Consider the following 13,933-nt stretch of genomic DNA (forward strand, 5'->3'; position numbering starts at 1 on the left):
CGGGCGGATGATCGGTGTCGACGTGGGCGGGACCTTCACGGATGTCTTTGTGCTGGATGAAACAGATGGTACTGCCGCTGTCGCCAAGGTGCCCACAACCCGTCCTGACCAGTCGGGGGGCTTTCTCGACGGGATCGCGCGCAAGGTGTCCGATCTCTCGGGGATCTCGGTCGTCGTGCACGGCACCACCGCTGGCACCAATGCGCTGTTGGAGCGCAAGGGGGCAAGGACCGGCGTCATCTGCACCGAAGGCCTGCGCGATGTGCTGGAAATGCGCCGCCGGGACCGGCCCCGCACCTGGGGTCTGCGCGGGGATTTCGAGCCCGTCGTGGACCGCCGCGACCGATTGGAAGTGCCGGAACGCACGCTCGCCGATGGCTCTATCCGTACCGCCGTGGATCTGGACGCTGTGCGTGCCGCGGCAAAGACCCTGCGCGCGCAAGGCTGCGAGGCCATCGCCGTTCTATTTGCCAACGCCTACGCCAACCCGGCCAATGAGGCCGCGGCAGTTGCTGCGGTGCGCGAGATCTGGCCCAACGCTCATGTCTCCGCCTCCTCCGAAATCCTGCCGGAGATCCGGGAGTTCGAGCGGTTCTCGACGACAGCGCTCAACGCCTATCTGCAGCCGGAGGTTTCGGGCTATCTGGACCGTTTGGAGGGCGCTCTGAAAGCGGGCGGTTTCGCGGGCGAGTTCATGATCGTGCAATCGAACGGCGGTGTCATGGCGGTCGAGACCGCGTGCCGTCTGCCGGTTCGCACGGCGCTGTCCGGCCCCGCGGCTGGGGTAATCGCTGCGGGCTACATCGCGTCTGAGGCGGGGTTCGACAACGTGATCACCGGCGACATGGGCGGCACCAGCTTTGATGTCTCGCTGATCGCGGAAGGCGCGTCGATGCTGTCGGCGCAAACCTCCATCGACTTCGGCATGGTCGTGCGCACGCCGATGATCGAGATCACGACCATCGGCGCGGGCGGAGGCTCGATCGCCTGGGTGGACAAAGGTGGTCTGCTGAACATCGGACCCGAGAGCGCGGGGTCTGACCCTGGCCCGGTGGCCTACGGGCTGGGCAACGACCGGCCCACCGTGACCGATGCCAACGTGGTGCTAGGGCGGATCGACCCCGACAACCCCATCGGGGGCAAGCTCGAACGTCTTGATGTCGAGGCCGCCGGGGCTGCCATTGACACCCATGTGGCGCGTCCGCTGGGGCTCGACCGACTGGCCGCGGCGGAGGCGATCCTGCGGGTGGCCAACTCGCGCATGGCTGGGGCCATCCGGCTGGTTAGCATCGAGCGCGGCTTCGATCCCAAGCGCTTTGCCTTCATGCCCTTTGGTGGGGGCGGCGCGCTGCACGCAGGTGCCATGCTGGCGGAGGTTGGCATCGCACGCGCCATCGTGCCGCGTTACCCGGGGGTAACCTCGGCCATGGGCTGTGTGATTGCCGACATGCGCCAGGATTTTGTGCAGACGATCAACACCGGGCTCGCCGGTCTGGACGAGGCCGCGCTGGGCCGCTTCATGCAGGCCCATGCGGACGATGGCATGGCGTTGCTCGACGCCGCGCGCACCACCTTCGAGGCGCGCCGTGTCCAGTTCGAGCTCGACATGGCCTACGTGGGTCAGACCCATACGGTGCCCGTTCCGCTTGAGGTCACGGTCAGCGCGGGCCGGATCACCCCGCCCAGCCGGTTGCAGATCGCGGAGGCTTTCGATGCGACCTATCAGGCGACCTTCGGTCGGCTTCTGAAAGACGGCACGCGGCGGATCCTCAACCTGCGCAGCGCTGTCATCGGTACCCGGCCAAAGTTCGATCTGATGACGCTGGCACCGGATGCAGGCGGCGCCTTTGAACCAAAGGCCACCCGTCAGGTGCACTTCGGCGATGCCTGGCACGCGACCGCGATCTACGACCGGCTGGCCCTGCCCGCGGGAACCGTCCTCAACGGCCCTGCGATCCTGGAACAGCCGGATACCACGGTGCTGGTCGAACCCGGTCTGCGCGCCAGTATTGATGATTTCGGCAACACCATCCTCGCCCCGAAGGAGGCGCTTTCATGAGCGAGCCTGCACATTGGGATCTGTCCCGGACCGCCCTGCTGACGATCGATCTGCAGAACGATTTTCTGCACCCCGAGGGGGCCTATGGCCGTGCAGGGCAAGGGGCTGACAGCATCGCCGCCCTGCCGCAAAGGATCGCGCCGCTGGTAGCAGCGCTGCGGGCGCGGGGCGGGTGCTATATCTCCGCTCAGTTCACGCTGGTGCCCGACGCTGCCGGAGAGCCGTTGATCGCGCCGCATCTGAAAAAACTGCGACCGTTTCTGGGACGCGGCGATTTCGCCCCCGGCAGCTTCGGTCATGATCTGGTCGAGACCTTGGCACCCGCGGATTTCACCTTGGAAAAGGTTGCCTATTCCGCGCTCTACCAGACCCGGCTGGAATACATCCTGCGCGCGGTCGGCATCGACCACCTGATCGTCGGCGGTATCGTCACCAACGGCGGCGTCGCCTCGACCCTGCGGGACGCGCATCTGCGCAACATCGAAACCTGTCTGCTGACCGATGGCAGTGCCGCCTTTCGCGACGAGGTGCATGCGGCGACGCTGCTGTCGCTCGGCACGGTCACGCATCAGATGAGCTGTGCGCGGGCGCTGGGCTGGCTGGAGGGCGGGGTATGAGCCTGCGCGCACGGATCGCCTCCGATGAGATCCTTGTGGCCCCCGGGGTTTACGACGGGCTCACCGCGGCGATTGCCGCGTCAGCGGGGTTCGAGGCGCTCTATCTCAGCGGGGCGGCGGTCGCCTACACGCGGCTGGGGCGGCCTGACATCGGGCTGACCTCGGTCACCGAGATGGCGGACACGATGACGCTGATCGCGGACCGGACACCCCTGCCGGTGATCATCGACGCGGATACGGGCTTTGGCAACGCGCTCAACGCGCAGCGGACCATGCGGCTTTATGAGCGGGCGGGGGCCGCGGCATTGCAGGTGGAGGACCAGAGCTATCCCAAGCGCTGCGGGCATCTGACCGACAAATCCCTGATCCCCGCGGCGGAAATGGCGGGCAAGCTGCGCGCGATGGCGGATGCGCGACAGAGCGAAGAGACGCTGATCATCGCGCGCACCGATGCCATCGCGGTAGAAGGGTTCGACGCCGCCATCGACCGGGCGGAGCGGTATCTGGAGGCGGGTGCCGACGTGCTGTTCGTTGAAGCACCACAGAGCAGCGACCAGCTGGGCCAGATTGCGGGGCATTTCGCAGGGCGCATCCCGCTACTCGCCAACATGGTGGAGGGCGGGGCGACGCCGATCACCGGGGCGGGGGCACTCCAAGAGCTGGGGTTTTCAATCGTGATCTTTCCGGGCGGCATCGTCCGGGCGCTGGCGCACACCGCAGAGGCGTATTACGCCAGCCTGCGCGAAAACGGCAGCAACCGCCCTTTTGCCGACCGTATGCATGACTTCGACGGGCTCAACGCAGTGATCGGCACGCCCGAGACGCTGGCGGAGGGGCGGCGCTATGACGGAAATGACGGCTGACATTGCCGCGCCACCCGCGGCGTTCGATCTGGACTGCGAAACGCTGATCGTCGGGGCGGGGGCGTGCGGGCTGGTGGCAGCACTTGCCGCCCATGAGGCCGGGCAATCGGTGCTGGTGATCGAGGCGGACCCCGTGCCAAGTGGCTCCACCGCGCTGTCGGCAGGGCTGATCCCCGCCGCAGGCACGCGCGCTCAAGCGGCCGCGGGGATCGTGGATGACGCCCGGCGCTTTGCCGAGGACATTCAGGCCAAGGCAGCCGGAGAGAACGACCCGGATCTGGTGGAGCGGTTGGCCGCGCAGTCAGGCCCCGCAATTGATTGGCTGAGCACGCGCTACGGGTTGCCCTTTTCGGTCGTGGCGGACTTCGATTATCCGGGCCACAGCCGCCGCAGGATGCACGGGCTGCCGAGCCGCGCGGGGACCGAGCTGATCGACAGCCTGCGCAGCGCTTGCGAGGCTGAGGCGCTCGACATCATTTGCGAGCGGCGGGCGCGCAGGCTCTACCACGCGGACGGTCGGGTGCGCGGTATATGCGTGCGGCGTCCCGACGGCGGGGAAGAGACGATTGGCTGCGAAAAGCTGATCCTCGCGTGCAACGGGTTCGGCGGCAACCGCAGGCTGGTCTCCGAACACATGCCGGAGATCGACGGTGGGCTGTGGTTCGGCCACGACGGCAACCGGGGCGAGGCGGTGCTCTGGGGCCGGGCGCTCGGCGCCGATCTGATGCATCTGGGTGCGTATCAGGGGCACGGCAATGTGGCCCACCCGCACGGCATTCTGATCACCTGGGCTGTCATCAGCGAAGGCGGTGTGCAGGTGAACCGCGACGGCGTGCGCTTCTGGAACGAGGCGCAGGGCTATTCCGAAGCAGCCCGCGCCGTTCTGGCCCAGCCCGGGGGAGAGGCCTTCAGCATCTTTGACGTCCGCATCGCCGGGATTGCCCGCCAGTTCGAGGATTTCCGCCGGGCAGAGGCTGGGGGTGCGATCCGCGTAAGTGACACAGTGGAAGGGCTCGCGGTGAGCCTTGGCCTGCCTGCCGACGCCTTGGCCGAAACGCTGAGCGGTTTGCCGCAGAACGGCAGCGACAGGTTCGGGCGCAGCTTTGGCGGCGCGGCGCTGGCACCGCCATTCTGCGGCGTGCGGGTGACAGGGGCGCTCTTTCACACGCAGGGCGGGTTGCGCACGGACGAAAATGCCCGGGTCCTCAGGCCCGACGGCACCGCGTTCGAAAACCTGCATGCAGGCGGTGGCGCGGCCTGCGGTGTGTCGGGCCGAGGCGATAGCGGCTATCTCTCTGGGAACGGGCTGTTGAGCGCTGTGGTGCTGGGCAGGCTGGCCGGGCAGGCGCAGATCACACGCTGAGGTGCATTGCACCGGGCGCTGTAAGGGCCGAAAGCACCTCGGCGGGCGAAAGTGGTGCAAGATGCCCCCGACCTTTATGCGCGGCGCCCGACGTCGTGCCTCACCCTTTGCGTGCCAGCCTTGCCGGCAGGGCGAGGCCTTTTCGGAGGCAGACTGAACTCCCCCAGCCCCTTATAGAGTCGCGTTCCCTTTACTTGATAAAAAGAATCAATTAACCGCGATGCAAGCCCAGCCCGTCGCCAGGTATTTCATCAATTAAATACTTGGGGGACTGAAAATGGGACGTGTAAATACGCGCGGGGTTGAGGGCATTTTGCTCGGAGACCAGAGGCTGGATCAGCTTTTACTACTGCAAGACAGCGACGGGGATGGCACAGCAGAGGGCGAAGCGACGGTGTTTTTCGACGCCTCCAACGCCAGCGGGATCGAGACACCTACGAACAATATCTTTGCTGTCACGCAGATCGCCGATGGATCCGTAATGATCGGCGACGGGACCGCGGATGCGGTCTTTCGTCTGACGGACCTGAACCGCGATGGCGATGCGCAGGACGCGGGCGAGGCGGTGGTGTGGTTCTCTTCGGAGAATGCGGCGGGCTTCTCGACCGTGACACCCAACGGGGTGGCCGAAGGCGGCGACGGTGCGATCTACATCGCGAATGCGGGCACGAGCAGCGTACCGCAGGACGCGATCTACCGGACGCAGGACATCAACGGCGACGGGGATGCGAATGATGCAGGAGAGGCGACCGTCTGGCTCGACGTGACCATACTGACTGATACGCCCGTGCCCTTCGATCTGAACTTCTTCGGCGATGTGGCGTATCTCACCGATCTTGTGGGCGGTGGCACCGACACACTCTGGCGCATCGAGGATACGGATGGGGATGGTGCCATCTCTGCCGATGAAGCGCGGGCCTTCATTTCGGATGATATGAGCTTTGGCGCGCCGGTTGATATTGCCCATACGGTCGCCGCAGATGGGTCCATCTACACGAGCACCTGGATTGAGGATGGTGGTTTCAAGGTTTACCGACTGACGGATGTGGATGGCTCCGGCCAGATCGACCAGCAGTTCGAGGCCATCGAGGTCTGGAACGACAAGGCCATGGTCGGCGAGAGCCTGGCAGAGATTGGCTTTTCACTCGCCGCCGGGCCGGACGGCACACTCTTTGTCACCGCCAACAGCTTTGCCGGTGACAGCACGGTGCTGGCCTTGGAGAACCTCAACGGGGACGGCGATTTCCTTGATGCGGGCGAGACGACCCTCTTTGCCAGCAGCGCTTATGACGGGCAGTTGGTCCGTGCGCGCGCAGTCGAGGCCTATCAGGGCGAGCCCGCCCCGGTGCTCAGCAGCCTGGGCGCTGGCAACCACTTCTCCATCTTCCTGCAGGACGGTGTGCTCTACAGCTCGGGGGAGAACATCGTCGCCCAACTGGGCAACGGGGCCATTGGGTTCGACGTCAAGGCGCCGCGCCCTGTGGAGATGCCCGACGGTGTCGCGGAAGGGATCGTCTCGGTCTCTGCCGGGCTTCTGCACAGTACGTTCCTGACAGAGGATGGCGATGTCTGGGCCTTCGGTTTCAACAACCGCGGCCCGCTGGGGCTGGGCGATGAAGAGCCGCGCACGGAGGCGGTGAAGATCGCCGCCCTTGATAACGTCACGATTGTCGCCATCGAGAATGGCAACGGGTTTTCCTTCGCAGTCGCAGCCGATGGCACGCTCTATGGCTGGGGGAACAACAGCAATGGCCAGCTTGGGCTGGGCGATCAGGACGAACGCCTGAGCCCCGTGGTGGTCGAGGCATTCGCCGGGCAAAAGGTTGTTGCTGTGGCGGCCGATGTCTCTCACACGCTGGTACTGACAGATGATGGCGCGGTCTACGCCATGGGCAGCAACGTCGATAACCAGGTCAGCCGAGAAGAGGACCGCCGCGTGCTGGAGCCGGTGCTCGTTGCGGACCTGCCCGATGATATTGTCGGGGTAAGCACCGCTGGCCGAACCTCCTACGCGGTGACCGCGGATGGCCGCGTCTTTGGCTGGGGGCAGAGCGACGAGGGCCAGCTGTTGCAGGGAACCGACAACGGCGACGGCACTTTTACCAGCGACGAAGCAGACGTGCCGGTTCCGGTGGAGCTGACGGCTCTGCCCGAGGGGATCATCGACGTGCAGGGCGGTGCCCGCTGGGCGGTCGCGCTGACCAGCGATGGCGATGTCTATGCCTGGGGTCCGAACGACGAGGGGCCGACAGGCGGTCTGGACGGTGATCCCACGCTTGAGAGCGACGTGAGCTTTTATCCGACCAAGATCGCGGAGCTGGATGACGTGAATGTGGTCGAGATCGAAACCGGCCCGAATTCCATCCTCGCCGTGACCAGCGACGGCCGTGTGTTCGGTTGGGGATCCAACAGCGACGGACGACTTGGCTTTGCCTCCGACGGGCCGCTTTACACCCCGGTGGAGATTGACCTGACCGCGGACGCGCCGCTTTGGCTGGTTTCGGCGACCCCGGCAGATAATGCCGGGGATGTGGAGACCGACGCAGCCCTTACCCTGACCTTTACCGAGGAAGTGACCCTTGGGAAGGGGGCGGTGACCTTGGTCAATCGCGACACCGGTGAACGCATTGAGATTGACGTCACAGATCCCCGTCTGGTGCAGGTCGATGGTGCAGAGGTGACGGTCACGCCGCCAGAACACCTCGCCCAGGACAGTCGCTATGCCATCGAGATCGAGCCGGGGGCATTCGTCGACAGCGCGGGCCAGGCCTACGCCGGGATTGCGGAGGGTGATACATCCACGTTCAACTTCGGCACTGCGGATGAGGCGACCGGGGATGATGTTCGCACCCTGGGGACCATGTCCGGTGAGCTGTTGCGTGCCGGTGCGGGCGATGACCGCCTGTTTGCCTTTGCGGGCGATGACATCGTCAGTGGCGGCGCGGGAGATGACATCTTGCACGGCCACTACGGTGATGACCGGCTTTTGGGAGGGGACGGAGACGACCAGCTGCTCGGTGGCTACGGCGACGATACCATGCTGGGTGGCGCGGGAGACGACCAGCTTTACGCCAGCTACGGTGATGACACCCTGTCCGGCGAAGAGGGCAACGACATCCTCTACGGCGGCCGGGGCGATGATACGCTCTCGGGCGGTGACGGGAATGACCAGATGTTCGGTGGCTTCGGTGCCGACAGGCTGGAAGGAGGCTCGGGCAATGACATGCTCTCAGGCGGGCTGGGCGCCGACGTCTTTGTCTTTGGTATCGGACACGACGTGATCACCGATTTCGACGGTGATGGCGAGCAGGCGGATCTGATCGAGATTGCCGTGGCCGGTATCGGCGATTTCGTCAGTCTTGCAGCATCGGCAATTGAAGTAGATGGCTCTGTCCGCTTCATCTTCGATGAGAACACCAGTTTGGCGTTGCGAGAGGTGTCGATCGCGGAGCTAGAGGCGGAGATGTTCGCGTTCGTCTAGTCCGCCAAAGTGACGTGCCCATCGCCTGTAGCGGGATGCCAACAGGTGATGGGCTGACGTCAGAGCCAAGGCTCGCAGCCGGCGGAAGACTGCGTAAGATGAGGACAATTGGCGCTCTGGCGCTCAACGGTACCAAATCGACGGTTCCCAGAGGTGTGCGGCAATAAGGCAGCGGATGATGCTTGCGGTAGTAATCGTGCTTTGGCACATAGGGCCAGATTTCTACCAGTGCCACCTTATCGGGAAAGACATCATTGCTATGAAAAAACGGGTCATGATCGTTGGGTCGGGGTTTCGTGGATTTTGCGATGCGCTTCATCTGCTGGATAACCCGGACGTCGAAATCCACATTCTCGACAGCGCGCCATTTTTTGGCGGCGTCATGCATTCCCTTGATATACAGGGGTTTTCCGTCGACAAGGGCGTGCACATCTTTGACTCCATTCCCGTGGCACTTGCCGATGTGGTGACGGAGATCATGGACGGGCAAGTGCACGAGATTGATTTCGTTTCGGCCTCTGCATTCAACAACAAGGTCACGCCTGGCTTCTCGCTGCCTGATCTTGCCTCGCTCGATGACAGCGCGGTCAAGGAGAAGATTCGCGCGGAGCTTTTGGCGCTGGCGAGCAATGTGCCATCGACGCTTGCGGGTACGCTGCAGGAGCTTTTCGCACAGCGCTACGGGCGGACGGCGGCTGAAATCTTCTCTGCTATCTTCCAGAAGGTGTACGGGATTTCGGCGAGTGAGGTCGAAGCGACGGCCATCGCGCAGACCTCCATGGGCCGGTTGAAGTTCCTCGATGACCCGGACATGCTCGATCTCAAGAAAGATCCGTTCCTTGACACGGTTCTTGCGGCGCGGCGCAAGGCTGTGGGCAAGGTCGATGACTTTGTGTCGATCTACCCCAGCGACGGGGACGCGATGAAGGGCTGGTGCAATCGTGCTGTCGGCTGGCTGAAAAGCAAGGGCGTGCGGATCACTCTGGGCCAGAAGATCACCACGATTGTCGAAACTGATGCCAATGTGACAGTTCACACTGACAAGGATGTGTTTGAGGTCGATACTCTGATCTGGTCCAACGACAGCCTGCGTGCTCTGGGCGCGGCGCTGGACATCCCCGGCGATGTCGATGGGCATCAGTACGGAACACCAATGCTGTTCGCGACGCTGCTCACCCAGGCCGACAAGGTGCGCGATCTGACCTATCTGCAGAACTTCGATCCCGACCAGCTCACGTATCGCAGTGCAGCGTCGGGTCGGTTCAGCCATCAGGTCCGCGCCGATGGCGTATCATTTGTGACCTGCGAATGCCCGGCAGAGATTGGTAGTGCGTATTGGAATGATCCCGAAAGCCTCGGCGCCGATGTCTGGGCGGAGATCAAGGAGCTTGGTGTCGTGGATGCCGATGCGGAACTGGTCGCGGCAGACATCAAACGCATTCCGGTATCGTTCAAGCTGGCCAAGCTGGGATATGCAGACGCGTTCAAAACCTTCCACGCCGATGTGGCGAACCGACACGACAAGGTGGTTCTGCGCGATGTCGTGCCATTCTTTCGCCGGGACATCTACCTTGATTCAGCCCATCTGTCCGAGTTGGTCGCCTGACCGACATGGCGCCCGGCAAACGCATTCTGCTGGTATCGCTGGGAAGCATCGGGCGCCGCCATCTGCGCAATATCAAAACTCTCATGCCGGGTGCGGAGCTTTGTGTTTGGCGCCATAAACCGGGCCCGGCACCGGCGGAGGCACGTGGTTTGCAGGTGGTCCATACCGCCGCCGATGCGCTGGCCTTCGCGCCCGATGCGGTGCTTGTCTCATCCCCAGCTGCCAAACACGCCGCGCAGTGCAGCCCCTTTGCCGAGCGCGGCGTGCCGATCTTTGTGGAAAAACCTCTCGAGACGTCGGTGGACAAGCTCGCAGGTCTTGAGGCTGCGTTGCAGCGGGGGCAGGGGCTGCTCTTTGTCGGCTATGTCCTGCGGTTTCAACCGATCATGGCCTTTTTGAAGGATGCGCTTGCGTCAGGTTGCGTGGGCGAGATCAGGACCGCGCAGATTTCAACGGGCCAGTACTTGCCGGACTGGCGGCCCGGCAGTGACTACCGCGATGGCGTCAGCGCCCGCGCGGATCTGGGTGGCGGTGTACTGCTGGAGTTGAGCCATGAGCTGGACTATGCGCGGTGGTTCTTTGGTCACCCACGAAGCGTTACGGCTGAGACTGCGCGCCTGAGCGGGCTTGAGATGGATGTGGAAGATCACGCCAGCATCATTCTTGGGTATGATCAGCGCCAGATCACGGTCAGCGTCGATTTTCTCCAGCGGGTGCCCTGCATGACCCTGAAGGTCGTGGGTTCAGCGGGCACGTTACACGCTGACCTGATCGAAGAGACCGCCGTTATTGCCACGCCCGACGGGCAGCAAGACTTGACCACGCCCAAGATGGAGGCTGGCAATGATATGTACCTGTGCCAGTTCGACGCGTTTCTCGACCGGGCCTTTGACGATTACGTGCCTCAGTACGACGCCAGCGAAGCGGCGGATTTCGCCCGTTTCGAGGACGCCCGCGCGGTATTGGAACTGGTGGATGCGGCACGTCAGTCGAGCCTTTCCGGAAAGCGGGTGAGCCTGTGATAACCACGGATCACACCGCCTTTGTGTTCTGCCGGGGCGGGTCAAAAGGGATCAAGGACAAGAATATCCGCCCCGTGGGCGGCACGCCGCTCGTGGCCCGTGCGATCGAGGGCGCCTTGGCGTCGCGCTATATCTCCCGCGTGGTGGTTTCAACGGACAGTGCTCAGATCGCGGATGTGGCACGGGATGCCGGTGCCGATGTCCTGCCGCGCCCCGCTGAACTGGCAACCGATACCGCGGGGGAGCTCCTTGCATGGCGGCACGCCATAGAGGCGGAACGCTCACGTCTGGGCGATGTGTTTATCTCCCTGCCCGCCACATCGCCTCTGCGAAGCGCCGAAGACATCGACGCGGCTGTCGAGGAATTTCATCGCGGCCATTGTGACATCGTTTTCGGTATCAGCCCCAGCCATCGGTCGCCCTATCTCAATATGGTCAAACGAGACGAGGACGGTCTGATTTCGCTCCTTACGCCGGGCATGAAGGCTGTGCGCCGTCAGGACGTCCCCGCCGTGTATGACATCACCACCTGCGTCTATGTGGGGGATGTGGACTATCTGGAGCGGTGTGAGAGCCTGATGGAGGGCCGGGTGGGATCGGTCGAGATACCTGCGCACCGGGCGCTCGACATCGACACGCCCTATGATCTGCATCTTGCCGATCTGTTATTGCGCCAGCCATTCGAGGAGACCTCATGAGCCCGACCATGAAGGACAATGTTGTGCTGATCACCGGCGGTGGTGGCCATATCGGGCGCGCTACAGGCGCAGAGCTTGCCAAGCAGGGGTGCCATCTGGCGATACTGGACCGGGCGGGCCCGCACATTGACGCCTTTTGCGCGGAGATGACCGCCGCTCACGGGATCACCTGCAACCTGATCGAAGCGGACCTGCGCGATGCTTCCTGCTTTGATGCGGTGGCGGCCGAGGTCAAGGACCGCTTCGGGCGGCTTGACGGCTTGGTGAACAATGCCGCCTTCTACGATGATATGCCGGGCTGGGGTGTACCGTTTGACGAAGAAGGCTACGACGCCTGGCAGGCGGTCATGCAGGTCAATCTGCTGGCGCCGTTCTTTCTGAGCCAGAAACTGACGCCGCTGTTGCGGGCGCGGGATGCCGGTGCCATCGTCAATGTGGCCTCGATCTACGGGGTCGTGGGGCCGGATCACGGCCTTTATGCCGGGACGGTCATGACAAACCCCGCGGCCTATGCTGCCTCTAAGGGAGGGTTGATCGCGCTCAGTCGCTGGCTCTCAACCGTGTTGGCACCCGATATTCGCGTCAACACTGTGACTCCGGGCGGCGTGGAGCGGGGCCAGAACCCCGAATTTCTCGCCCGATATGAGGCGAAGACACCCATGGGGCGGATGGCGACCGAAGACGATGTGGCCTACGCGATCGTATCGCTGCTCGACCCGCGCGCAAGCTACATCACCGGCCAGAACCTGATCGTCGATGGTGGCTGGACCGCCTGGTAGCGGCCGCATGTGGCGTCAGCTGGCCTGCTCCAGCCTGTGCAAGATCAGATCAGCGATGGCCTCCGACGCGATCTGCGCTGGAAAATGATGCTCGATCCTCGACTTTATGGATCGCCATTCGGTGGTGTCTGCCAGCGCTGTTTCAATCACTTGCGCCAGCTCCGACATCTCCGGCACGCCCCATGCGGTGCCCAGAGAGGCAAGCGGCATGTCGGGGTGTTTGTCTGGCTCCAATTGAAGGAGCTTTTGCCGCAGGATGACCGTCTCCAGTGCCACGGTTGACGAGCGCGCGATGACACCTTCGACGTTGCGCAAGAGGTCATGAAGCGGCTGGTGACGGGCCAGAACGCAGGCGGCACGCTCTGATACGATACGTTCGTGCGGCCCTGGATCCTGCGACGGATGAGGACGGATGGCGAGGATCACCCCTGCTTGTTCCGCGGCGTCGGCGCAGGCTTCGAGCTGAGCTGCGACTTGCGCTTCGGTTTGGGTGTGGCTGGCGTTCGTGCCTGCCTCCACCCAGGAGACCATATCGGCAAAAAGAAAAACGGGCTTGTCTTTGGCGTCTGGAAATTCCGCTGCCTGCCAGGCCCGATCGGATGCGGCAGGCGTTTTGAACAGCGCATCAAAGGCCGGGTTGCCGGTGAAGTGTGCCTGCGACCGGTCGGGGTTCACAATGCCTATTCGCGCCAGGTTCTCCATGGCAAAGCGATTCAGATAGGTGATGTCCTGTGCCTGGTTTCGGTGGTGCTTCATCGCCATGAAGACATCTGTCATGGAGAGTGTGCTCAGGCCGCGCAGATTGCCTGCTTCTATCGCGGCGGCTTCGGCGCGGGGCGAGTTGGTCGCGACGACGACGCGCGGTTGCACCAGATCCAGCGCACGGTCCAGCACGGTGATGGGATGAAAGGCGTGCCGCCCCATCCGTGCCATCCGCGCCTCGGCCTCGGATGAGCCGAGACGCCCGACAAGATCCGCGTAGCTGAGCCCAAGATAGGCGACTGATTGGCTCCGCGCGATGCCTGTGTGATCGGCGTGATGCTGCTGTGCGAGGGCTTCGCCCCACGCCAGAGCGTTTTGATCCGTCGTGGGGTCAAGAAGATCCGCAAAGGTCAGGGCAGGGATGTTTGATCTGCGAAAGTGCGCGATGGCCGATGGCAGGGCCAGCACGGCAATGCGGGCGCGGTCGCCCAGAGCTTTGATGACGGGTGTCACCATCTGGGCATGACCGCCGCCGTAAGCGACAAAGAGAACGTCGGCGGACCAGCTGGATTGCATGAACGCAGATGTGACCCCGGGTGTCGGGGCTGTCAATGGTCATGGCCCGAGCGGCGCATTATTCGTCATCTGCAATCGAGCAGGGCGGCAAATCGGTTTGCGAGCTGGCGTGCATTACCCTAAGACCGACCCGGGCGGCGCGAGGCGCCGGTCATCCGGTGGACCAA

The 13,933-nt window shown here is 63.6% G+C and carries 10 protein-coding genes; 9 read left to right on the forward strand and 1 reads right to left on the reverse strand.

Annotated elements, in window-relative coordinates; all coding sequences use genetic code 11:
• Window positions 1–7 precede the first annotated feature (7 nt).
• From Q1A53_RS15925 to Q1A53_RS15965, 9 genes are all read left to right on the forward strand, one after another.
• Window positions 8–2,059, forward strand: coding sequence for a hydantoinase/oxoprolinase family protein (locus tag Q1A53_RS15925; RefSeq protein WP_299968709.1), 2,052 nt, complete (start codon window positions 8–10; stop codon window positions 2,057–2,059).
• Complete coding sequence (locus tag Q1A53_RS15930; protein ID WP_299968628.1) at window positions 2,056–2,676, forward strand: isochorismatase family cysteine hydrolase; 621 nt, start codon at window positions 2,056–2,058, stop codon at window positions 2,674–2,676. Before Q1A53_RS15925 ends, Q1A53_RS15930 begins: the two co-directional genes overlap by 4 nt.
• Complete coding sequence (locus Q1A53_RS15935) at window positions 2,673–3,539, forward strand: isocitrate lyase/phosphoenolpyruvate mutase family protein (protein WP_299968629.1); 867 nt, start codon at window positions 2,673–2,675, stop codon at window positions 3,537–3,539. The genes Q1A53_RS15930 and Q1A53_RS15935 overlap by 4 nt, the downstream gene beginning before the upstream one ends.
• A complete protein-coding gene (locus Q1A53_RS15940; protein ID WP_299968710.1) occupies window positions 3,529–4,902 on the forward strand; it encodes an FAD-dependent oxidoreductase in 1,374 nt (457 codons plus the stop codon). The genes Q1A53_RS15935 and Q1A53_RS15940 overlap by 11 nt, the downstream gene beginning before the upstream one ends.
• 277 nt (window positions 4,903–5,179) lie before the next feature.
• Window positions 5,180–8,383, forward strand: a complete 3,204-nt coding sequence (locus Q1A53_RS15945) for an Ig-like domain-containing protein (RefSeq protein ID WP_299968630.1) — start codon at window positions 5,180–5,182, stop codon at window positions 8,381–8,383.
• Between the two features lie 259 nt (window positions 8,384–8,642).
• Window positions 8,643–9,989 carry an NAD(P)-binding protein gene (locus Q1A53_RS15950; RefSeq protein ID WP_299968631.1) on the forward strand — a complete coding sequence of 449 codons (1,347 nt, stop codon included), beginning with the start codon at window positions 8,643–8,645 and terminating at the stop codon, window positions 9,987–9,989.
• A 5-nt stretch (window positions 9,990–9,994) separates the two neighbouring features.
• Window positions 9,995–11,011 carry a Gfo/Idh/MocA family oxidoreductase gene (locus tag Q1A53_RS15955; protein ID WP_299968632.1) on the forward strand — a complete coding sequence of 339 codons (1,017 nt, stop codon included), beginning with the start codon at window positions 9,995–9,997 and terminating at the stop codon, window positions 11,009–11,011.
• Window positions 11,008–11,709: an acylneuraminate cytidylyltransferase family protein gene (locus Q1A53_RS15960; protein WP_299968633.1), complete on the forward strand. Its 702-nt coding sequence runs from the start codon at window positions 11,008–11,010 to the stop codon at window positions 11,707–11,709. Before Q1A53_RS15955 ends, Q1A53_RS15960 begins: the two co-directional genes overlap by 4 nt.
• Window positions 11,706–12,488 (forward strand): SDR family oxidoreductase, encoded by a 783-nt coding sequence (locus tag Q1A53_RS15965; RefSeq protein ID WP_299968634.1) that lies wholly within the window; start codon window positions 11,706–11,708, stop codon window positions 12,486–12,488. The genes Q1A53_RS15960 and Q1A53_RS15965 overlap by 4 nt, the downstream gene beginning before the upstream one ends.
• A 15-nt stretch (window positions 12,489–12,503) precedes the next feature.
• Here the strand turns inward: Q1A53_RS15965 and Q1A53_RS15970 are convergent, their stop codons facing one another.
• Window positions 12,504–13,766, reverse strand: a complete 1,263-nt coding sequence (locus Q1A53_RS15970) for a hypothetical protein (protein ID WP_299968635.1) — start codon at window positions 13,764–13,766, stop codon at window positions 12,504–12,506.
• Window positions 13,767–13,933 lie beyond the last annotated feature (167 nt).

Origin of the sequence: uncultured Roseobacter sp. (assembly GCF_947496515.1) — a bacterium.
Lineage (GTDB): Bacteria > Pseudomonadota > Alphaproteobacteria > Rhodobacterales > Rhodobacteraceae > Roseobacter.